21 protein-coding genes and 1 CRISPR repeat array are annotated in these 21648 nt (G+C 58.4%); of the genes, 12 read left to right on the top strand and 9 right to left on the bottom strand.

Annotated elements, in window-relative coordinates:
- Positions 1-5: 5 nt before the first annotated feature.
- From cas5c to cas2, 6 genes are all read left to right on the top strand, one after another.
- Positions 6-668 (top strand): type I-C CRISPR-associated protein Cas5c, encoded by a 663-nt coding sequence (cas5c, locus tag VN622_15945; GenBank protein HWR37353.1) that lies wholly within the window; start codon positions 6-8, stop codon positions 666-668.
- A complete protein-coding gene (cas8c, locus tag VN622_15940) occupies positions 665-2461 on the top strand; it encodes a type I-C CRISPR-associated protein Cas8c/Csd1 (protein HWR37352.1) in 1797 nt (598 codons plus the stop codon). The genes cas5c and cas8c overlap by 4 nt, the downstream gene beginning before the upstream one ends.
- The gene (gene cas7c, locus VN622_15935; GenBank protein ID HWR37351.1) at positions 2458-3360 is read left to right on the top strand and encodes a type I-C CRISPR-associated protein Cas7/Csd2; all 903 of its coding nucleotides are present in this window, start codon (positions 2458-2460) and stop codon (positions 3358-3360) included. The genes cas8c and cas7c overlap by 4 nt, the downstream gene beginning before the upstream one ends.
- A 114-nt stretch (positions 3361-3474) precedes the next feature.
- Positions 3475-4095: a CRISPR-associated protein Cas4 gene (gene cas4, locus VN622_15930; GenBank protein ID HWR37350.1), complete on the top strand. Its 621-nt coding sequence runs from the start codon at positions 3475-3477 to the stop codon at positions 4093-4095.
- A 6-nt stretch (positions 4096-4101) separates the two neighbouring features.
- Positions 4102-5136, top strand: a complete 1035-nt coding sequence (gene cas1c, locus VN622_15925) for a type I-C CRISPR-associated endonuclease Cas1c (GenBank protein HWR37349.1) — start codon at positions 4102-4104, stop codon at positions 5134-5136.
- 3 nt (positions 5137-5139) lie between these two features.
- Positions 5140-5430, top strand: a complete 291-nt coding sequence (gene cas2, locus VN622_15920) for a CRISPR-associated endonuclease Cas2 (GenBank protein ID HWR37348.1) — start codon at positions 5140-5142, stop codon at positions 5428-5430.
- Between the two features lie 176 nt (positions 5431-5606).
- Positions 5607-8739: a CRISPR direct-repeat array (repeat unit 32 nt; unit sequence GTCGCACCCCACGCGGGTGCGTGGATTGAAAC).
- 335 nt (positions 8740-9074) lie between these two features.
- On the opposite strand, the gene iscX is transcribed toward cas2, so the two are convergent.
- The 8 genes from iscX to VN622_15880 all read right to left on the bottom strand — a co-directional run bounded on the left by iscX (position 9075) and on the right by VN622_15880 (position 15325).
- Positions 9075-9293: a Fe-S cluster assembly protein IscX gene (gene iscX / locus VN622_15915; GenBank protein ID HWR37347.1), complete on the bottom strand. Its 219-nt coding sequence runs from the start codon at positions 9291-9293 to the stop codon at positions 9075-9077.
- 78 nt (positions 9294-9371) lie between these two features.
- Positions 9372-9788 carry a 2Fe-2S iron-sulfur cluster-binding protein gene (locus VN622_15910; protein HWR37346.1) on the bottom strand — a complete coding sequence of 139 codons (417 nt, stop codon included), beginning with the start codon at positions 9786-9788 and terminating at the stop codon, positions 9372-9374.
- A 24-nt stretch (positions 9789-9812) separates the two neighbouring features.
- Positions 9813-11768: a Fe-S protein assembly chaperone HscA gene (gene hscA / locus VN622_15905; protein HWR37345.1), complete on the bottom strand. Its 1956-nt coding sequence runs from the start codon at positions 11766-11768 to the stop codon at positions 9813-9815.
- Between the two features lie 89 nt (positions 11769-11857).
- Entirely contained in the window at positions 11858-12616 is a 759-nt protein-coding gene (hscB, locus tag VN622_15900; protein ID HWR37344.1) for a Fe-S protein assembly co-chaperone HscB, read from the bottom strand.
- A gap of 36 nt (positions 12617-12652) precedes the next feature.
- Positions 12653-13027, bottom strand: a complete 375-nt coding sequence (locus VN622_15895; GenBank protein ID HWR37343.1) for an iron-sulfur cluster assembly accessory protein — start codon at positions 13025-13027, stop codon at positions 12653-12655.
- Between the two features lie 74 nt (positions 13028-13101).
- The gene (gene iscU, locus VN622_15890; protein ID HWR37342.1) at positions 13102-13503 is read right to left on the bottom strand and encodes a Fe-S cluster assembly scaffold IscU; all 402 of its coding nucleotides are present in this window, start codon (positions 13501-13503) and stop codon (positions 13102-13104) included.
- Positions 13504-13575: 72 nt separating this feature from the next.
- Positions 13576-14829 carry an IscS subfamily cysteine desulfurase gene (locus tag VN622_15885; protein HWR37341.1) on the bottom strand — a complete coding sequence of 418 codons (1254 nt, stop codon included), beginning with the start codon at positions 14827-14829 and terminating at the stop codon, positions 13576-13578.
- A gap of 55 nt (positions 14830-14884) precedes the next feature.
- Positions 14885-15325: an Rrf2 family transcriptional regulator gene (locus tag VN622_15880; GenBank protein HWR37340.1), complete on the bottom strand. Its 441-nt coding sequence runs from the start codon at positions 15323-15325 to the stop codon at positions 14885-14887.
- 264 nt (positions 15326-15589) lie between these two features.
- Here VN622_15880 and VN622_15875 point away from each other — a divergent pair, with 264 nt between their 5' ends.
- From VN622_15875 to VN622_15860, 4 genes are all read left to right on the top strand, one after another.
- Complete coding sequence (locus VN622_15875) at positions 15590-15904, top strand: hypothetical protein (protein ID HWR37339.1); 315 nt, start codon at positions 15590-15592, stop codon at positions 15902-15904.
- 69 nt (positions 15905-15973) lie between these two features.
- Positions 15974-17182, top strand: a complete 1209-nt coding sequence (locus tag VN622_15870; protein ID HWR37338.1) for a hypothetical protein — start codon at positions 15974-15976, stop codon at positions 17180-17182.
- Positions 17183-17361: 179 nt separating this feature from the next.
- Positions 17362-17517 (top strand): hypothetical protein, encoded by a 156-nt coding sequence (locus VN622_15865; GenBank protein HWR37337.1) that lies wholly within the window; start codon positions 17362-17364, stop codon positions 17515-17517.
- Between the two features lie 314 nt (positions 17518-17831).
- On the top strand, positions 17832-18209 hold the full coding sequence (locus tag VN622_15860) for a response regulator (protein ID HWR37336.1): 378 nt from the start codon (positions 17832-17834) through the stop codon (positions 18207-18209).
- Positions 18210-18347: 138 nt separating this feature from the next.
- On the opposite strand, the gene tsaD is transcribed toward VN622_15860, so the two are convergent.
- Positions 18348-19499: a tRNA (adenosine(37)-N6)-threonylcarbamoyltransferase complex transferase subunit TsaD gene (gene tsaD, locus VN622_15855; GenBank protein ID HWR37335.1), complete on the bottom strand. Its 1152-nt coding sequence runs from the start codon at positions 19497-19499 to the stop codon at positions 18348-18350.
- 110 nt (positions 19500-19609) lie between these two features.
- Here tsaD and VN622_15850 point away from each other — a divergent pair, with 110 nt between their 5' ends.
- Together VN622_15850 and VN622_15845 are read left to right on the top strand one after the other, a co-directional pair.
- Complete coding sequence (locus VN622_15850) at positions 19610-20971, top strand: CCA tRNA nucleotidyltransferase (GenBank protein ID HWR37334.1); 1362 nt, start codon at positions 19610-19612, stop codon at positions 20969-20971.
- Between the two features lie 399 nt (positions 20972-21370).
- Positions 21371-21648: DciA family protein (locus tag VN622_15845; protein HWR37333.1), on the top strand; the 278-nt coding region annotated here is incomplete at its 3' end.

Below are 21648 nucleotides of genomic sequence, written 5' to 3'. Positions count from 1 at the left end.
GGGCTATGGCATACGGAATCAAGCTGCACTGTTGGGGCGATTGGGCCCTGTTCACGCGGCCGGAAATGAAGGTTGAGCGCGTCAGCTACGACGTCATGACGCCCTCTGCCGCACGCGGCGTGGTCGAAGCCATCTACTGGAAGCCGGAGATTCGCTGGATGGTAGATCGCATCACCGTGCTTAAACCCATTCGTTTCTCGTCGGTTCGCCGCAATGAAGTGAGCCAAATAATCAGCGAAGCATCAGTTGCGAAGGCAATGAAGGCGGGCTCGGGCCGACTTGGTTTGTATGTGGATGACGGGGATACACGCCAGCAACGCGCCTCGTTACTGTTATGCGACGTGGGTTATGTCATTGAGGCTCATTTTGAAATTCGCAGTGGGCCGGACAACGACGCAAAGCACATTGACCAGTTCCGCCGTCGTGCGCGAGAGGGGCGATGCTATACGCGGCCTTACTTTGGCTGCCGCGAATTTGCTGCGGATTTTGCGCTGATTGAGGAAGATAGTGCTGCACCAACTATTCACCCCAGCCTCCATGGAGAGCGCGAACTTGGCTGGATGCTGCATGACATCGATTTTGCAGACGGCAAGCAGCCACGTTTCTTCCGTGCTGTCATGCGCGACGGCGTGATCGAGGTGCCGAGCTTCGCAGGAGCGAGCCGATGATTTTGCAAAGATTGTCGGAACACTATGACCGGATCGCAGCTTCCGGTGACAAACAGCTTCCGCCGCCCGGTTTCTCCCCTCAAAAAATCAGCTTCTGTGTGGTGCTGGAGTCCGACGGCCGTCTGAACTCGTTTCAGTCATTACAGGAGCAGGTGGGCAAGGTTTTGCGGCCGCGCATGATGATCGTGCCGGGCCAGGCCAAGCCTTCAGGAAAGGGCCTGAATCCCTGTTTTCTCTGGGACAGAGCGGACTACATGCTCGGCTTTGCTGCGGAGCAGAGTAAGAAGGAGCGGGCGAGAAAGGCCTTTCTGGAATTTCGAGATCATCATTTGTCGTTACGGCAGGAAATCGATCACCCCGCGTTCGACTCAGTTTGCGCTTTCTTGTCACGATGGATGCCTGAAATGGCGGAAGAGCACTCAAGTTTACTCGTGAAGGTCGCCCAGAACTTTGGGGTATTTCGAATTGTAGAGCCTATGGCGTATGTTCATGAGCTCATCATGCCACCCCGCAAAATGGAAGATGATGAAGGCGATCGGGCGACGGAAGAATCCATTGGTACTTGTTTGGTGACTGGCAAGCAGGTGCCCTTGGCTCGGCTGCATAAGCCAGCTATCAAGAACATCATTGGAGGCGAAAAGGGAGGAGCCCCTCTTGTTTCTTTTAACAAGGCGGCTTATTGGTCCTACCGTAAGCAGCAAAGCTACAACGCGCCGGTCGGCAAAGATGCCGTATTCAGATATGCCACCGCTTTAAATCGTCTTCTCGAACGCAAGGACCGCCGCATCTCGCTTGGAGATGCAACCGTGGTCTTCTGGGCCGACCACCAGACCATAGTTGAGGACTGTTTGAGCGAGTTATTTGCAGACGCCCCTGCAAGCGCCGAAGGAGAAGCCAGCGAAAATCAGGAGCGAGTGCGCCAAACGCGACACTTCCTAACACAACTGCGCGACGGAGCGGCAGAGCATTTCGCCATCGAGCGGGAGAGCCGAACCAATTTCTTTATCCTGGGACTCTCACCAAACGCCTCGCGCCTGTCCGTACGTCTGTGGGTTGAGGCCGATGTCGCCGAGTTGGAAAAGCGATTGGGGAAGCATTTGCAAGACATCCAGTTGCAGGACGGGCGCGAGGACGATCGCCCATTGACGTTGTGGCGCATTGTTGCCGCCACAGGTCGCGCGGAGTTCGATTCAAAGGGCAAGCTGAAAAAGTTCGATACCGACTCCGTCTCCCCGCAACTTGCCGGCGATCTGGCGCGTTCGGTTCTAACTGGCGCGGCGTATCCTCAATCGCTCCTGTCCACCATGTTGCGGCGCATCCGCAGCGACGGCGCGGTGCATTATGCGCGTGTTGCCTCAATTAAAGCTTGTCTGGTTAGGAATTCCCGCTTGCGGGGCAATCCGATAGAGGCTTCCATGAAACTTGACATGAATAACTCCGATACAGCCTATTGCTGCGGCAGGCTTTTCGCTCTGCTCGAAAAGATACAAACCGACAGTGCCGACGGCGAACTCAACACCACGATCAAAGACCGCTACTTCTCCTCAGCAAGCACCACTCCAGCAGTTGTGTTTCCACGGCTGTTCCGCCTTAGCCAGCATCACATGGCTAAGTTGGAAACCGGCAACAAGATTTACTACGAGCGCATGTTGGGCGAAGTGGTCGGGAAGATCAGCAATTTCCCGCGGCAACTGGCTCTCGAAGAGCAGGCCAAATTCGTCATTGGCTACTTTCACCAGCGTCAAGACCTATATACGAGCAAGAAAGATAAGACACAAGGAGCCTCCGCATGAGCACAGCTATCCAGAATCGCTATGACTTCGTGTACTTCTTTGATGTGACCGACGGAAACCCAAATGGAGACCCCGATGCCGGCAACCTGCCACGCATCGATCCGGAGACGAACCAGGGGCTCGTGACGGATGTGTGTCTCAAGCGCAAGATTCGCAATTACGTTACCGTGACACATGGCGAGAACAAGGGGCACCGCATTTATGTGCGAGAACGATCCGTGCTGAACACGACGCACGAGGAAGCCTACAAGGATGCGAACCTGAAGCCCGAACCTAAGAAGCTTCCCAAAAACGTGCTAAAGGCAAAAGAACTTACGGATTGGATGTGTCAAAACTTCTTCGACATCCGCACCTTCGGCGCCGTCATGACCACCGAAATAAACTGCGGGCAAGTGCGAGGCCCCTTGCAACTGACATTCGCGCGCAGCATCGATCCAATCGTTTCGGCGGAGTTCTCGATTACGCGCTGCGCGGTTACCAACGAGAAGGATCTGGAAAAAGAGCGCACGATGGGCCGCAAGTTCACCGTGCCTTATGGGCTTTATCGCTGCCATGGGTTCATCAACGCAACGCTAGCCGAAAAGACACAGTTCACTGACGACGATCTGCAACTGCTCAAAGACGCTCTCGGCAACATGTTTGAAACTGATCGTTCTGCCGCGCGCGGACTGATGTCGCCGGTGCGCTGCATCGCGTTCAAACACGAAAGCAAGCTCGGCAACGCCCGTGCCGACGAACTGTTCTCCCGCGTTACGGCGCGGCTGCGGCCCGAATTGAAAGCCGAGAACCGTCCGCCTCGCTCTGCGGAAGACTACATTATCGAGATCACAGGTGATCTGCCGGCCGGTGTGACTGTGGAAGAGTGGGTGAATCGCCGCAGTCTTACTGCAGGAGTTTAGGGCAGCAATCGTTGCCGGTTCCATCCAGACAGGAACCCAGGATGGGGGTAGCGGTCTTCCACCCCCATCCATCCTGACGGAGCCGGGCGGCTAATTTGAATCGGAGTCTTTCGGATGTCCCGCGAACCGTTGCCTATCTCGGCGCTTCAGCATCTGGCGTTCTGTCCTCGTCAATGGGGACTCATCCATGTGGAGCAGGCGTGGGTGGAGAACCGGTTGACGGCCGAGGGACGACTGATGCATGAGAAGGCAGATTCGGGAACTGAGGAACTCCGCGGAGGGGTGCGCATCGTAAGAGGGCTGCTGCTGGAATCACGCATATTGGCGCTGACGGGGCGTGCGGATGTGGTCGAGTTTCGTCCCGCGCCATTTCCCGTCGAGTACAAGCGAGGCAAGGCCAAGCCGACCGACTGCGACATTGTCCAGTTGTGCGCGCAAGCGCTATGCCTGGAAGAGATGCTGGGCACTTCTGTTCCCGCCGGTGCAATCTTCTATGGCGAGCCGCGACGCAGAACGGAAGTCGCCTTCAGCGATGCACTGCGAGAACGGACGACTATGCTGACGGAACAAATGCACACCCTGCATGCGGCGGGAGTAACTCCGGCAGCGACGCCCGGTCGCCACTGCCGGAACTGTTCCCTGGTTGCCTTGTGCCTGCCGAATGCGACCTCGGGAGAGCGCAGTGCGCTGAGATGGTTCGAGAATGTTGCCGCACGGCGATGGCGCGAGGAGTGAAAACAGATGCGAAAGCTGCTGAACACTTTGTACGTGAACACCCAGGGAGCGTACCTGCATCGCGACGGCGAGACGGTGTCGGTAAAGATCGACAATGAGGTGCGTCTTCGGGTTCCTGTGCACACCTTGGAGGGCCTGGTTTGTTTCGGGCAGGTGTCCTGCAGCCCGCCATTGCTTGGGATGTGCGCCGAGCACCAGGTAGGTGTCTCATTCATGAGCGAGCACGGGAGATTCTTGGCGCGAGTGCAGGGACCCGTGTCGGGGAACGTGCTGCTGAGACGGCAGCAATACCGCGTGGCAGACGACGAGGCGGCCTCGCTTCCGATTGTAGTCGCCATAGTGGCCGCAAAAATCGCAAACAGCCGCAATGTGTTGCTGCGCGGAGCGCGCGAGGCGAAAGGAGAATCTTGCCAGAGCATTCTGCGCGAGGCTGCAGAACAAGTCGGGCGCGCCGGTGAGCGCGCGTGCCGTGCCAAAAACATCGATCAGGCGCGCGGTTGTGAAGGCGAAGCGGCGCAAATCTACTTCGGCGTTTTCCACGAATTGATCGGCGGCGAACCTGGGGCGTTCGAGTTCAAAGGGCGAAGTAGGCGCCCGCCGCTCGACAACGTCAACGCTCTCCTGTCTTTTGTGTATGCGCTGCTGACTCATGATGTGCGGTCGGCGCTTGAGGCGGTGGGGCTAGATCCGGCCGTAGGATTCCTGCATACCGACCGGCCGGGGCGTCCTAGCCTGGCATTGGATTTGATGGAGGAGTTGCGTCCACAACTGGCGGACCGGCTGGTCCTTACGCTCATAAACCGCCGGCAACTGAATGCATCGGGCTTCGAGCAGCAGCAGGCCGGGGGCGTGCAGATGACGGAGGCGACCCGCAAAGAGGTTATTATGGCATGGCAAAAGCGCAAGCAAGAAGACATCGAGCACCCATTTTTGGATGAGAGGATTCCGCTCGGACTGGTTCCGCATGCGCAGGCGCTCTTGTTGGCACGGCACATTCGAGGCGGGCTCGACGGGTATCCGCCATTCTTGTGGAGAGGCTAACGAATGCTGGTGTTGGTCAGCTACGATGTGCGAACCGACTCCAAAGACGGAGTACGTCGGCTGCGACGCGTGGCCCGACACTGCGAAAATCATGGTCAAAGAGTTCAAAACTCCGTTTTCGAGTGCCTGCTTGACCCTGCACAATGGGCGAAATTCCATGCCGAGTTGCTGGAAATAGCAGATCTCGAACGAGACAGCCTGCGGTTTTACTTCCTGGGTGCCAATTGGCAGCGGCGCGTCGAACACATTGGGATCAAACCCTCCTACGATCCCGAAGGCCCCCTCCTCATCTGACGCGAACCCCAAGCGCACAATGTTTCCCGGGTAGGTGCGCGAAGTGCTATATCTCTGAAAACACACAGCGTACTCCTCTCAGGCAAGTCATTTGTCCCCCCACAAGGACGAAAATGAGCGGGTTCGCGCAATTATTCCGCGATATGATTGAACAGCGTAGCCTTACTGGCTACGCCGTCGCACCCCACGCGGGTGCGTGGATTGAAACGCGTACTTCGACGCCAGGTGGCGTTGATAGCTGGTCGCACCCCACGCGGGTGCGTGGATTGAAACCGAGCAAGCTCACGCCCTACTCGCTCAAGGTGCAACGTCGCACCCCACGCGGGTGCGTGGATTGAAACGCCTCGAGCCCGCGGCCGAGCGATGGTACTAGCCCGTCGCACCCCACGCGGGTGCGTGGATTGAAACAGTCGCGCCTGCAACAGCTCTACGATGCGCAGGAAGTCGCACCCCACGCGGGTGCGTGGATTGAAACCCGAAGTTGCCACTGTGGCCAGCGCGGGAAAATCGTCGCACCCCACGCGGGTGCGTGGATTGAAACGTAGCGCCACGCTCCGGCGCGCCCGCTGGCGAGGTCGCACCCCACGCGGGTGCGTGGATTGAAACTCCGCCTGGAGCGCGTATTCCGGCGCGACCATGTCGCACCCCACGCGGGTGCGTGGATTGAAACAACTTACGCCGTGCGCGTGGGCGGCTTCGTCTGCGTCGCACCCCACGCGGGTGCGTGGATTGAAACGCCTGTGGAGGCGAAGGCGCGAATCCACCCTACCCGTCGCACCCCACGCGGGTGCGTGGATTGAAACACATTCCGAGAGGTCTATGGGCCCATACAAAAGGTCGCACCCCACGCGGGTGCGTGGATTGAAACGCGAGCTGAGCGCGTGGAGCGTCGCCACTCGTGTCGTCGCACCCCACGCGGGTGCGTGGATTGAAACGTTGCGGTGAGCGCAAGCTGGGCAGCTTCGTGGCGTCGCACCCCACGCGGGTGCGTGGATTGAAACCTGTTTACAGCGTCAATGCGCAATCCAAGTCAGAGTCGCACCCCACGCGGGTGCGTGGATTGAAACATGGGCCAACCTTGAGAGCCGTCCGGAGATCTCCTCGTCGCACCCCACGCGGGTGCGTGGATTGAAACTCTATAGATGGAAGCGTCTGATGTGCGCTGTCTGGTCGCACCCCACGCGGGTGCGTGGATTGAAACCCCGCGCGATGCGCGACTTCTCCGCCTGGAGCGCGGTCGCACCCCACGCGGGTGCGTGGATTGAAACTGAACGGCGTTGAGAAGCTGAAGGGTACAGAGACGGTCGCACCCCACGCGGGTGCGTGGATTGAAACACCCCGAGACCAAAGCGTCGTACGGACGACTGAAGCGTCGCACCCCACGCGGGTGCGTGGATTGAAACTGTAACACGCCCTTGTCTTTCGCCATCTCGCGGCGTCGCACCCCACGCGGGTGCGTGGATTGAAACATCAACCAAACGTGCGACTACGGCAACGGCGACGGTCGCACCCCACGCGGGTGCGTGGATTGAAACCTTGCGGATGGTGGGAATTAGAATCTCCCACGACCGTCGCACCCCACGCGGGTGCGTGGATTGAAACCCACCTACACCCCATACAAGTCCCGTTTTTAGTTGTCGCACCCCACGCGGGTGCGTGGATTGAAACTACACGGAACCAACGGTTAATCCTCCGGCTGCGCGTCGCACCCCACGCGGGTGCGTGGATTGAAACAACCCGCCCGTCTGCGTCGTGGTGGCAGCAGGCTTGTCGCACCCCACGCGGGTGCGTGGATTGAAACGCACAGCTTATTACCCTGCCCATCGGTGATTCTGGTCGCACCCCACGCGGGTGCGTGGATTGAAACAGGTTCCGATGTGGTCTGCTCTGCTCCTGGACGCGTCGCACCCCACGCGGGTGCGTGGATTGAAACACGGAAAGCGAACTACGGGAAATGAAGAAGGCCGTCGCACCCCACGCGGGTGCGTGGATTGAAACAACGGTTCCCGGTAATGGTGGGCCAGGGGAAGAGTCGCACCCCACGCGGGTGCGTGGATTGAAACATTCCGGCTAACGCTGAACCGGGCGTGTCGGCCGGTCGCACCCCACGCGGGTGCGTGGATTGAAACTGACAGCGCGCCACCTGCTGCAACCGCGCCTGTCGTCGCACCCCACGCGGGTGCGTGGATTGAAACCTCCATCCGTCAATCATTACAAAATGCGGACGCGCGTCGCACCCCACGCGGGTGCGTGGATTGAAACTTCTCGGTTCTCGCGGTGGGTGCCTGGGCCATCTCGTCGCACCCCACGCGGGTGCGTGGATTGAAACGGCGCGGGGCTGATTCCTGGTACAAGCGCAAGCGTCGCACCCCACGCGGGTGCGTGGATTGAAACATCAAGTACCCCACACTGCAAGCAGGCATGGATGTCGCACCCCACGCGGGTGCGTGGATTGAAACCGATCCACGGACGCCGACATAGGCTTCCATCTCGTCGCACCCCACGCGGGTGCGTGGATTGAAACCCCTGTCCAGGTAGAGCAGACAGCGCAACCAGCGGTCGCACCCCACGCGGGTGCGTGGATTGAAACGCAACGAACTGACGATGCCCGACGTTGAACGGCTGTCGCACCCCACGCGGGTGCGTGGATTGAAACTACAAGCTCGACATCGAAGGGGACGCTAGGGATGTCGCACCCCACGCGGGTGCGTGGATTGAAACATTTCCAATTACAAGCTGCGCACAGACAGGCGCATGTCGCACCCCACGCGGGTGCGTGGATTGAAACTCTACCTCGGCCCCAGCACGGTAGGCTCGTGGAACGTCGCACCCCACGCGGGTGCGTGGATTGAAACGCATTCCAGACGGTAAATCGTTGCGTGTTGGTTGTCGCACCCCACGCGGGTGCGTGGATTGAAACGGTCAACGTGACGACGCGTCCGCAATGCGTGCAGTCGCACCCCACGCGGGTGCGTGGATTGAAACAAAAATGGCACCAGTGAACGGATACGGCGTTAAAGTCGCACCCCACGCGGGTGCGTGGATTGAAACAAGGTCTATCAGCGAACGAAGCATCCGTGGCGCGTCGCACCCCACGCGGGTGCGTGGATTGAAACTCCCTCGCCTCGCAGCTGTGCGGTATCACTCCCGTCGCATCCCACGCGGGTGCGTGGATTGAAACGTGATGGCCGCGCCGGACCCTTACGACATCCCCAGTCGCACCCCACGCGGGTGCGTGGATTGAACCCTCTTAGGGAGAGGAAATTAGGCTGAGAAGCATAGTCGCACCCCATGTGCGTGGATTGAAACAAGTTCGCCATTGAAGGGGACATTCAGGGGAACAGCGTCGCACCCCACGTGGGTGTCGCCTCGCGCGCGGGTGCGTGGATTGAAACGATCGGATTCTGATCGTCATTGCAATTTGGCGAAACGCTTGCCTAAACCAGCCACATCCGCCGCATTACGGACACACAAGTAGATTGGGCTCTCTACCGGAGTGAGTATTGTTTGCTGTGGAATCCCTGAGGTCAGATGAGTCAGCTTCATCCGGGTCGTCTCGCATCACGGTTCACGCTCCTCAAGCGGGCGTGAACCCGTTTCGCAAGCGATTCGGGAAAATTTAAGTAGCTGCAATAAAGGGAGACCTATTCCTGCCTGTCCTGCCACTCTTCGTACCACGCCATCTGGATGGCTTCGAGTTTGCCCTCGTTCGAGGCCTTTGGGTCATCGACGAATGTGGGCAACTCTGTAACCATGCGGTGCAGGTCCGTGAAGCGCACCTCGAGAGGATTCTGTTCCGGGAACTTGTCGGTCAGCATCAGCGCGAGATCTTCCGTATCGTCCCAGCGTAACTCGGCAGCCATTAAGTCTTTCTCCCCGCAGCAGTACGTAGTGGTGCAAATCTCAAATGAATAGACAACACTTTTTCGGCAATCAGCACCTCAGTGTTCTTCGGAAACGTAGTTGCGATTCCACGCGGGAATCTCGACGACGACTTCGCCAGGCTTGATGATTTGCGCCTGGCACCCGAGGCGCGAGTCGAGCTGCAGGTCGGCGGCCATGTCGAGGCGGTCAGCCTCGTCATCCTCCAGGTCGCTCAGCAGCTCTTTGCCTTTTCGCACCACCACGTGGCAAGTCGTGCATGCGCAGTTTCCACCGCAGGCGTGGTCGAGTTTTACCCCACAGTTCAAAGCGATATCGAGAATGGATTGCGGCTTGCCATGTTCCTTGTAGTCGAGTTTGCCGTATTCGAATTCCGCCGTCTTGTTGTCGGGCAAAAATGTTACGCGAACCGTGTTCGCGCCTGCGTCGTCGGCTGTCGCCGTAGTTCCGCCGCCCTGTATTTTTTCGTCAGGCATCATTCCTCACAATGATTCGTGCCGCTATTTCGTGTTCTCAATCTCTGCCTTCGCGAACGGATGCGGGACGCTCGGACCTTCGCCCATATCCGCGGCCTCCATCGTCTTGCCCTTCAGTGCTGACGTAACCGCGCTGTCCATCATCAGCTCCGCCAATCGCATTGTGCCCTGGTTCAGCACGTCGATCGCGCTCCGTATCGCCTGGTAGTCGTCGCCCTTCATCACCTCGCGAAGACCGCCCTCGAACCTGCCGATGTTCGTGCGCTCTTCAGCCGTCAGCTCATGCCAAGCGGAACTGTCGCGGCCTTTCTCCAGCGCTGCAAGTATCGTTTCCGCTTCGTTGCGTGCTTCGATCACCTGTCGTTGTGCGAAGTCCTGCTCGGCGTAGTCGAACGACTCAAGAATCATGTTCTCGACCTGTTCGTCGGTGAGACCGTAGCTCGGCTGCACCTGGATCTCGGCTTCCTTGCCGCTGCGCTGTTCACGCGCGGAGACGTGCAGAATGCCGTTAGCGTCGATCAGGAACCGTACTTCAATTCGTGGCAATCCGGCCGGCATCGGCGGAATGCCCTTCAGGTCGAAGCGCGCCAGCGAACGGCAATCCTTCGCCATCTCGCGTTCGCCCTGTACGACGTGAATTGCAACGCTGGTCTGTCCTTCAACGCCGGTGGTGAAGTGCTCTGTCGCCGATGCCGGAATCGTCGAATTGCGTTGAATGATCTTCGCCACAACCCCGCCAAGCGCTTCGATGCCGAGCGAGAGCGGCGTCACGTCCAGCAGCAGCATGTCCTCCGTTGCTTGCGACCCGCCGGCGAGAATGTTTGCCTGAACCGCCGCGCCGAGCGCCACCACTTCATCGGGATTCAGGTCGCTGTGCGGCTCGCGATTGAAGAGATCCTGGACTAACTGACGCACCAGGAGAATGCGAGTCGATCCGCCGACCAGCACCACTTCGTCGATTTGTCCGGGCGTAAGCCCTGCATCCTTCATCGCCTGCCGACAGGGGCCGATTGTGCGCTCCACAATTGCACGCGCAAGCTGATTAAACTGCTCGCGCGTAATCTCGCGCTGGTAAATTTTCCCGCCTGGCAACTCCGCTTCGATTGTGGCTCGCTCTTTCGAAGAGAGAGCAATCTTCGCTTCGATTACGGCCTTGCGGATGCGCTGCACGGCCTCACCATTCCGGCGCAGGTCAAGCCCCATGTCGCCGTGGATGTCGTCGAGCGCAATCGCGATCAGCAGGTTATCGATGTCGTCGCCGCCCAGGTGTGTGTCGCCGTTCGTCGCGACAACTTCGAAGATCCCTTCGTGCAGCTTCAGAATTGAAATATCAAATGTGCCGCCGCCGAAGTCGTACACGGCGACCAGGCCCGCCTTCTTCTTGTCGAGACCGTAGGCGAGCGCGGCAGCAGTCGGTTCATTCACCAGACGCAGCACGTCCAAGCCGGCGATGCGTCCTGCATCCTTCGTAGCCTGCCGTTGCGCGTCGTTGAAATAGGCAGGCACCGTGATCACCGCCTGCTTCACCGGGGCGCCAAAGAAACGCTCAGCATTGCGCTTGAGCTGGCGAAGGATGAACGCTGAGATTTCCGGAGGCGTATACGCCCTGTCGCCTAACTGGATGCGTAGCACTTCTCCAGCAGCCATATCTTCAGCAAGACGAAAAGGGAAGAGTTTCAACTCCTCGTGCACATCTTCAAGACCGCGCCCCATCAGGCGTTTCACCGAATACACAGCCCGTTCAGGAGTCTCGATAAGATGTTTGCGAGCCGCGTTGCCGACGGTGACCTGCGCGGCAGCATCAAGCGCAACGATGGACGGGACGAGATTCGAGCCGTCTTCACCGGGAATAATGAACAGGGAACCGTTGGCACTAGGCGCGTTCGGCTCAGACAAGGACGGGTGCTGCTCACCCTGCATATAGGCGACCAGGCTGTTGGTCGTACCAAGATCGATTCCGATTACGCGTTCTGTAGGCATCGGGTAGTTTCGTGATTGCGAATCGGGTTGAGACGTAGCGGAGCTTTAATTACGAGCAGTCCAGCTTGGCGAACACCCGATTATGAGATTCAACTTTCGAGAACTTCGCTGACGTCGCGAACAAGGTTGCGTATGTAGCTGCGCCGATTCAGTAGATCGACCATGCGGTCACGTATCTGCTTGCGCTCTTCGGCGGAAACGCTTTTCCCCGCCTCCTGCCCCGCGACCAGCGCATCCCACTGGTTCCAGTATCCGTGAAGTTCAACATCCAGGGCACTGTATTTCTCTTCAAGATGCTTCTTCGTTCGCTGCAAGTCGACTGCAAGTTGTGGGTCGGCCTCGCCCATCTTTTTGTTTGTACGCGCCTCTTCCAGTTGCATGTTCAGCTCAAATACTTCTTCCAGAAGATCAGGTGGAAGCACCTGTTTCTTTGTGCCGCCTTCGATACGGGCGAGCTCCGTCGCAGTCTTCGACTGCTCTTCCATCCGTACGCCTTCGAGCTTCAACAGGTACTCGGTTCGCGAGATCGGATCGCGCAGCGTGCGATACGCATCGTTGAGTTGCGAAGTCTTCTCCATACTCCAGTGCTGCTCATCTTCCGCCGAGCGGGCGTAAATGTCGGGATGCAGCTTGCGGCTCAGCGCATAAAACGAACGCTCAAGCTGGTTCAAGTCGATATTCAGCTTGCGAGGAAGGCCGAAGAAGGAGAAGAAGTCAGTCGGTATCGGCGGCTGTACGTGCCCGCACGAATCGCAGAAATGGGCGGCGCGCATAGCTCCGCAGGACCAGCACTGCGCAGTGGCATCCGCTCCGTTTCCCTCGACCGAGATGGCGATCCTGTCGCTCATAATCTCCTTCTATTTACCTGTTTACAGTCTGTTCGTTTAGGAGAACGAACTGCCGCAACCGCACGACTTCTGCGCGTTCGGATTTACGAAGGCGAAGCCCTGCTGCATCAGCGTCTCCTGCCAGTCCAGCGTCATTCCGTGCAGATAGATGAATGACTTGGGATCGACAAAGACGCGCAAATCGCCAAACTGGAAAATGCGATCACGTTCGCGGGGTTGGGTATCAAAGCGAATGTTGTACGACAGGCCCGAGCATCCTCCGCCCTGCACGCCGAGACGAAGTCCGCCCTGGTCGAGGGCGATGCCTTCCTTGGCCATTGCGGCGCGGATGTGCTCCAGAGCCCTGTCCGTGATGAGAATGCCCTTCGCCGGAGGTGCTGCCGGCATTCCGGGTTGTAGAAGTTCTGCCATGGTTCGATTCTATTCCCTGCGCTACGCGCTTGTTTACAGCGACAACTGGGTTATGGGACTACGAACTCTAACGATTACGCGCCCGCGCCTTCCGAGCCCTGCTTCTTCTTCCAGTCTCCGATCGCCGCACGAATCGCATCTTCCGCAAGCACGGAGCAGTGGATCTTTACAGGAGGAAGCGACAGCTCACGGACGATGTCCGTGTTCTTGATCTGCAGCGCTTCGTCCACGGTCTTGCCTTTCACCCACTCGGTCGCGAGCGAAGAGGAAGCGATTGCGGAGCCGCAGCCAAAGGTCTTGAACTTGGCGTCTTCTATGACGCTCGTTACAGGGTTAACCTTGATCTGTAGCTTCATGACATCGCCGCATTCGGGCGCGCCAACCAGTCCCGTGCCAACTTCGGCGCTCGCCTTATCCATCGAGCCCACGTTGCGAGGATTCGTGTAGTGGTCCAAAACCTTATCGCTGTATGCCATTCGCGCATCTCCTGAAATCTGAACTCTGTCCGGCTCAAGCCGCCACTGCCAACAAGAACACAACTCTGTGCGTTAGTGATTCTCCGCAGCCCACTGAACCTTCGCCAGGTCAACGCCTTCCTTCGCCATCTCGTAGAGCGGCGAGAGTTCGCGCAGGCGTTTCACGGTATCGATGACGCGGCGCGCCACATAGTCAACTTCCGCTTGCGTATTGAAGCGCCCCATGCCGAAGCGAATTGAGCTGTGTGCCAGGTCGTCGCCGGTGCCGAGCGCCTTCAGCACGTACGATGGTTCCAGCGTGGCCGACGTGCATGCTGATCCACTGGAGACCGCAATATCGTTGATGCCCATCAGCAGCGACTCGCCTTCGACGTACGCAAAGCTGATGTTCAAATTACCGGGTAGGTGATGCTCCATCGTGCCGTTGACGTAGACCTGATCGAGTTCTGCAAAAATCTGGTACTTCAGGCTGTCGCGCATCTTGATCATGCGAGCGCTTTCCTCAGGCATTTCGTTCATCGCGAGCTCGCAAGCCTTGCCCAGCCCCGCGATGCCGGGAACGTTCAGCGTGCCGCTACGCATACCGCGCTCATGTCCGCCGCCATCAATCTGTGCGACCAGTTGCACGCGGGGGTTCTTGCGGCGCACGTAAAGCGCGCCCACGCCCTTCGGTCCATAGATCTTGTGTCCGCTGATCGAAGCCAGGTCGACGTTCTGCTGGATGACGTTGAAGGGCACTTTGCCCACTGCCTGCACAGCGTCGGTGTGGAACAGCACGCCGCGCTCTTTGCATATCTTGCCGATCTCTTCAATGGGCTGCAGGATGCCGATCTCGTTATTGGCGGTCATGATCGTGACAAGGATGGTCTTGTCATCCAAGGCACGCTTCAGGTCTTCCAGGTCGATGCGGCCATCCTTCTGCACAGGCAGATACGTCACGCGATAGCCGTTCTTCTCAAGCCGCTTGCAGGTATCCAGCACGGCCTTGTGCTCGGTTACCTCGGTGATTATGTGGTTGCCCTTGTCCCTGTACATCTCGGCGACGCCCTTGATGGCAAGGTTGTTGCTCTCGGTCGCGCCCGAGGTGAAGATGATCTCCTTCGAGGTCGCGCCGATCAGCTTCGCAATGCGCTCGCGCCCTTGCTCCACGGCCTGCTCGGCCACCCAGCCGTATTCATGGTTGCGGCTCGCCGCGTTGCCGAACTTATCCGTAAAGAACGGCATCATCTCTTCGAGGACGCGGGGGTCCATCGGCGTGGTCGCGTGGTTATCCATGTAGATCGGCAGCTTGAAATCGTGCTTGCCGTTGTCGGTGCCATTCGCCATATCGGTGCTTTCTCCTGACGTGCCCGCAGGCACCGTCGTTCAAACCAATCCCTGCTTACCGCAGCGTGACCAATTCAATGGTCGTCTGCTCCGAACCCTCAGTCATGTCCCAGACTGTTAGCTTTGTAAGAACCTCTTCAATGCTTCGGCTCACTTTGCGCAGCGGCTCCCGAATCGTGCAGCGCTGGGTGTGTTCGCAATCGCCTTGATCGCTATTGCACGATGTGATGAAGAGCGGCCCTTCAATGGCCTTGATAACTTCGAAGGCGCTGATGCTGCGCGGATTGCGCGCCAGCAGGTATCCGCCGTTCGTACCGTGCTGGGAGACCAGTAGCTCGGACTTCACAAGCTTTTGCAGAATCTTTGCGAGCGCCTCCTGCGGGACGCCGTACATCTCCGCCAGGTCTTTCGCGCTGCACGCGCCGAGTTCGGAATGTTGCGCCAAGTGCCTCATGGCGATTAGTCCGTAGTCGGCTTTTTTTGTGAGCTTTAACATCGGCTATTCAGAGTTCGGAACAGCGAAACATGTACGACTTATTTGGTCGCACATTCATAATAGATGCAGCATAGAAAGAAAGCAACCGCAGGAACCTCTAAGTCCGATGTCGTATATTGGAGCAAATATATGAAAACAAGGTATTTATAATATGCGGCTATTTTGGTCGCAAATTTAGAGTTTCTGGAATTGGAAAGATCGTTGAATTTGCCCTTCACTAACGAGAGTTGATTATCCCGAGCTGCTGTCCTTCTCCGGAAGTTTGTGGCGACAGCGCTGTCTGGTGCTGCAAAACGTCCTACAATTCCGGCTATGGTGGAGAGACGACAAACACGGCTGGAAGGCAGCTTGTGGAACAAGGGAACCGCTGGAGTCGTTGTCGGTGGGGTCATTCTTCTCGCGCTGCTGATCTGGGTTGCGGCGATCCGCTGGTTTCTGGGCATCAGTGTTGTTATAGGTTTGTTGATGGCCGGCATCATCCATTGGTGGAATGAGCACCGGCCTGTCGAACCCGAAGACAAGGGCGAGATCCGCCTGCATCTGATGGACGACGATCAGGACCAGCGCAAGCGCGGCTAATACCCAGGCTGCAGGAATTAAGGCCATTGCTGGATTCCTTCCTGGCTGTCACACGATTACCCTGAGCCTGTGCTGAAGCTATGTGCATCTGGGGTTTCCGAACACAGGAATGGCGCGAATCTCGCCCGGGCCGGTAAAAGGCTCGTTGCAACGGCTGTGGTCATCTCCACGCTGCTCGTTGGCGGTGCCTTTGCCTCTCCGGAGCTTGGCACCGGAAAAGCAGAACCGTCGGCTCCGATCAAAGAACGTTCGACTGAGCCGACTTTCACAATCACGGCAGGGCTCGATGGCGAGATATTTCCGGTCTTCGCCAACTATGCTTCGTTGCGCAAGCCGCGCGACCGGCAGTGGGGCACGGTCTCGGTTCGGGTCACAAATTCCACCGACAAACTATTGAAGGCCCGCATTACTGTGCAGGTACCGGGTTGGAGCGATCAGGAGATTCAACTGGTTGAACTCGCCGCCGGCGTCTCGCGCGCATATCTCTTCGCTCCCAGCTTTCTGCCGCGACTCTACCGCAACAAGGAAATCGTTGCGGCCACCGCGCTGGTGTCTGTGACGGACATGGCTGGAAAACCGCTCTCTTCTGAGACGGTACCCGTGCGCCTGCGTTCTGCGGGGGACATGTATTGGGGACGCGACTTCAAGTACGCGTCTTTCATAGCTTCCTGGGTCACGCCGCACGACCCAAAGGTGGAGCAGGTGCTCAGCGCTGCTAAGGAGATGACGCCGAAGCGCCGTCTTCCCGGATACGAGGCTTCACGGAGCGTGGCAGCGCAGGAGCGTTCCACTTATACGCAGGCACGGGCGATCTACCGTGCGTTACAGCAGAAGGGCATTTCGTACGTGAAGAGTTCGCTGACCTTCGGTGGCCATCAGGACGTGAGCGAGCGCGTGCGCATGCCCGGAGAGTCGCTTCACCAGGTCTCCGCCAATTGCATTGACGGCGCGGTGATGTACGCGTCTCTCTTCGAGAATCTTGGCATGGATCCCGTCGTGGTGCTTGTGCCGGGACACGCCTACGTCGGAGTGCGCGTGGCCAAGCGCGCTGACAAGTATCTGTTTCTGGAGACCTCGTTGACCGGCCGTGCGACATTTGAGCAGGCTGTCAAATCCGCCACTCTCGGACTGGCTCGTGTTGCCCCTGCTGACATCATTCGCATCGGCATATCTGAAGCCCGACTGGACGGCATTTATCCCATGCCTTCGCCCGCGCACACGATGGACTCGCCCGAGGCCGTCCCGGTGCAACTCGGATCGAAGAAAGCACGTCCATAATTCCGGTGCTGGCGACACGCTGCTTGGATATCCATTAATCAATCAGCAGCGCTTGTTGGCGCTTGACAAGTTTTGACGACGTTTTAAAATACCCAAACATTTCAGCCCCAGTGAACGGGGCGAAGTCTATGAGTTCAATCCAGCCGGCATCCTCCAACGCTTCACTCCCGAGCAAACCAATGGAAAAGAAGTGTCAGCATCCGCGTGTGCAGATCGTGGCGCGAGAAGAAGACTCCGAATTCGTCGAATGTGTCGAATGTCGTGAGGTCTTCGAATCCAGCGAATTCAAAGACATGGCAATAGAGCAAAGCGCCTCAGCAGCTGAAGAGGCCTAACCCGCCAGGCTATTGTCCGGCGAATGGCGGGCGAGCCGTTCTGTCCCTGCCAGGGCGTTCGTGCGTCTTCAGAACTTTGTGATTGCAACCCTGCCGCGTGGTATTGCCGCCGTGACTAGCGGAGTGACGCGTCTACGCGGAATCTTGCGCGGTGAGTCCAGCTTCAGCTCGCATGGTGACCAGAGTAATGACCAAAGCGTCAATACCGTGTTGTCGCCCAAACATCTGTTTGCTATCGTGAGGAACTATCCAAAGTAGTTCGCTTACTGGGGGCTGAGCTGCTGGTTAACCGAAGCGTACCTTGAGGAGTTCAAATGTCACGTGTGGCGCTGGTCGTTGATGACTCGATGCTGATTCGCCACGCAGTGTGCCGTTTTCTCGAGGAACGTGGCTTCGCCGTGGAATCGGCGACCAATGGAGTGGAAGCCCTGGAACTTCTGGAAAAGCTCCGTCCGGATATCATCATCACGGATCTTTCCATGCCCAGGATGAGCGGCAGTGAGCTGATCACGGCATTGAAGAGCCGCCCGGAGACGCACGCCACGCCAATTGTTGTTCTCGCCGCCCGGCAGACCACTTCCCACGGAGTACCGGAATCGCGGGCCGATCTGGTCATCTACAAGGACATCGACATACAGGAGCAGTTGCACGCCGCCATAGCGGGTATGTTCACCACCACACTCACGGCCTGATCACCCCGATAGGTGAACGCGCGCTTTCGCGCGCCGAAGGGTCTGCTCAGTTTTCAGGCAGCACATTCATTATGGTGTTTAGAGTTCCTCAAATGCGCTCCCGGTTGGGAGCGCATTTGCTTTTCAGGCCGAGTGCTCCTACCGCAGGGGCAGGGAAGCTTCCGCCGACATCTCCGGGCTGGCGAAGTCGTGCGCAAGCCACTTCGGATAAGCGGCGGCGGCGATCATTGCAGCGTTGTCGGTTGAGAGCGGTCGCGAAGGAAAGTAAACGGCCAAACCCTCCTTCATGCCGCGCGTTTCAAACGTTTGTCGAAGCTCGCTATTGGCTGCCACGCCTCCCGTCACCAGTAGCGTGCGCACCTCATATTCGCGTACCGCCGCCAGCGTCTTTGTAACAAGGTCGTCGACGACAGCGCGTTGGAATGATGCGATAAGGTCTAGCGTCTGCTTGTCGCATACGTTCAATAGTTCTTCGGGCTTCGCCTTCGGAGTCGCCGTCAGGAAGTGCCGTCGTGCGGTGATGAGCCGCTCCATGTCGTGTGTCTCTACATACCTCAAAACTGCGGTCTTTATCCCGCTGAATGAGAAGTCGAACTGCGGGCGCTCAGGTTCGGCAATGCCCCGCGCTCGATCGTTGCGGTCGCGGTGCTTCATCTGGGATGGTGGAAACTTGATTGCCTTCGGGTCTCCGTGGCGCGACAGGCGATCGATTAGCGGGCCGCCGGGATAGCCGAGTCCGAGTAGCTTCGCGACCTTGTCGAACGCCTCGCCCGCAGCGTCATCGCGCGTGTGACCTATGTTCTGATACGACCAAAGCTGTTCGTGCTGTTCGGCCATGTACAGATGCGTATGTCCGCCGCTTACCACCAGCGCCAGGACGGGAAACTCGAGATTACGATTGCCATTCTGGCGCTGCTCCAGCAGCACGGCGTGGATGTGGCCTTCCAGATGGTTGACGGCGATCAGCGGCTTTTCCAGGGCGAAGGCAAGCGCCTTGGCGTAGCTGACGCCGACGAGCAATGCTCCGGCCAGTCCAGGGCCTTGCGTCACTGCCAGGGCGTCAATGGACTCGTAGTCCCTGCCTGCTTGTTTCAGTGCGCCGCGAACTACAGGTACGATGTTGCGCAGGTGCTCGCGTGAGGCCAGTTCCGGCACCACGCCGCCATAAAGCTGATGTGTCGCGATCTGCGAGGCGACGACGTTGGAAATCAGTTCTTCTCCGCCGCGTACGACGGCCGCCGAGGTCTCGTCACAGGAGCTCTCGATACCCAGTATGTACGACTGTTGCATGTATCCATGTTAAACCGCCGCGTCGAAGTAGTGGCTGACGAAGTTCGGCGGCCCCGGCTCGGCATCCAAGGGTGCAACCACAAGCTTGGAAGGCGTTACACTCTTTTGCGATGAGATTGAAAGAGGCTGCAATCGAGATCGTACGGGTCTTGCGCGAGCGCGGGCACCAGGCCTACCTTGTAGGCGGATGCGTCCGCGACCTCCTGCTCGGCCGGGAGCCTGCCGATTACGATGTCTCAACCGATGCTACGCCTGACCGGGTGTTGCGAATCTTTCCCGAGACCTACGCGGTCGGCGCGCAGTTTGGCGTGGTGCTCGTTCCTCCTAAGTCGCTGGGTGAGGCGGACTGTGACTCCGCCGAAGCTGCCGGCAAGTGTGTCGAAGTGGCTACTTTCCGCAGCGACGGCGTTTATAGCGATGGGCGCCACCCCGACGAAGTGCGCTACACGTCAGATCCGCGGGAAGACGTGCAGCGTCGCGATTTCACAATCAACGGATTGATGCTCGATCCGCTCAATGGAGACAAGGTACTGGACTGGGTCGGGGGACGCGACGACCTGGCAGCGGGAATCGTGCGGACGATCGGAAGTCCCGAGCGCCGCTTCGCAGAAGACAAGTTACGCATGTTGCGAGCGGTTCGTTTTGCTGCGCGATTCAGCTACAGCATCGATCCCGAAACCTTCGCCGCCATCAAGGAGTTCGCTCCGCAGATCGCACAGGTGAGCCGCGAGCGAGTGCGCGATGAACTCACCAAAATGCTCACGGAAGGCAGTGCCAGGCTCGCCTTCGAATTTCTCGACCAGAGTGGCCTTCTGCGCGAGGTGCTCCCGGAAGTTGAAAGAATGAAAGGCGTCGCGCAGCCGCCGCAGTATCATCCCGAGGGCGACGTCTGGGTACACACGCTGCTGCTGCTCGGCATGCTGCATCCGGAGTGCTCGCGCACCCTCGCCTGGGGTGCTCTGCTGCACGATGTTGGCAAGCCGCCAACATTTCGCGTCGCTCCTGACCGCATCCGCTTTGATGGCCATGTCGAGGTCGGAACGCGCATGGCAGAAGAGATCTGCCGAAGCCTGCGCTTTTCGAACGAAGATACCGAGCAGATCGCTGCTCTCGTTGCCAATCATCTGCGCTTCGCTGACGTCTTGAAGATGAAGAAATCGACGCTCAAGCGTTTTCTCCGCCTGCCGAGGTTCACCGAACATCTGGAGTTGCACCGCATCGATTGCCTCGGCAGTCACGGTATGCTCGATCTGTACGAGTTTTGCCGCGAGAAAGTGGAGACGATGCCGGAAGAAGAAATGAGGCCGGCGCCGCTCATCACGGGGCACGACCTCATCCATGCAGGTTATAAACCAGGACCGCGCTTTCGCGAAATCCTGTCTGCCGTGGAAGACGGACAACTCGAGGGACGCCTCCGCGACAAGGAAACAGCTATGCAGTTCATCCGCAGCGAGTATCCGCTTGCGTCATAAACTGGAACCACCTATTTTGTTTCGGGCAAAAAGAGCAGAAAAGCAACGAGCCCCATCAATAACACGACACACACAATCAAGACGTCGAGATACTTTGCATTCCGGGTTACAGGAGGTGCGGGGCCCTCGTCGTTCTTTGAATCGTTCACGTTCGCCTCACGCCTGGCGGTAGGAATTGGGGAGAGCGAACGATCTGCGCCTGATCCGCCAGTACTTGCAATTTGAGTTTTAGGCGAGGGCCGATGCCGCGTCAAATGCCTTTGGTAATCGCATTCGCACCTATGCGCTCAGCCGCCGAAGGGAACATCGCTGCCTGGCGGCGAGGCCCCCAATCAGCGGTGCTAGAATCACGCCGGGCGGAATCGGATGGATCAAGTTCGCGGCACACTCAAAAAAATCATGGCTGACGCGATCAGACGTCTTCCTGCGGAAGAAGCGGCAGGGACGGCTTGGACATTCGTCTGCGGCCAGGCGGTCTCCGACCGCACGAAAGTTCTGGAATTCCGCGAAGGCATCCTGAGAATCGAAGTGCCAGATGCCGCGTGGCGTGCGCAGTTGCTCGGCATGGCCGGACATTACCGCGCAGCGCTCACTGAGTACAGCGGACAGACGGTGCAGCGGATCGAGTTTCTTCTGCCCGAGGAAGCAATTCGATGGGCCGCACGCAGGGACAACCC

It is taken from the genome of Clostridia bacterium (assembly GCA_035561135.1).
Taxonomy (GTDB): domain Bacteria; phylum Acidobacteriota; class Terriglobia; order Terriglobales; family Acidobacteriaceae; genus DATMYA01.
The sequence above is the reverse complement of the archived record's forward strand: the minus strand, read 5'-3'. Positions and strand labels throughout refer to the sequence as shown.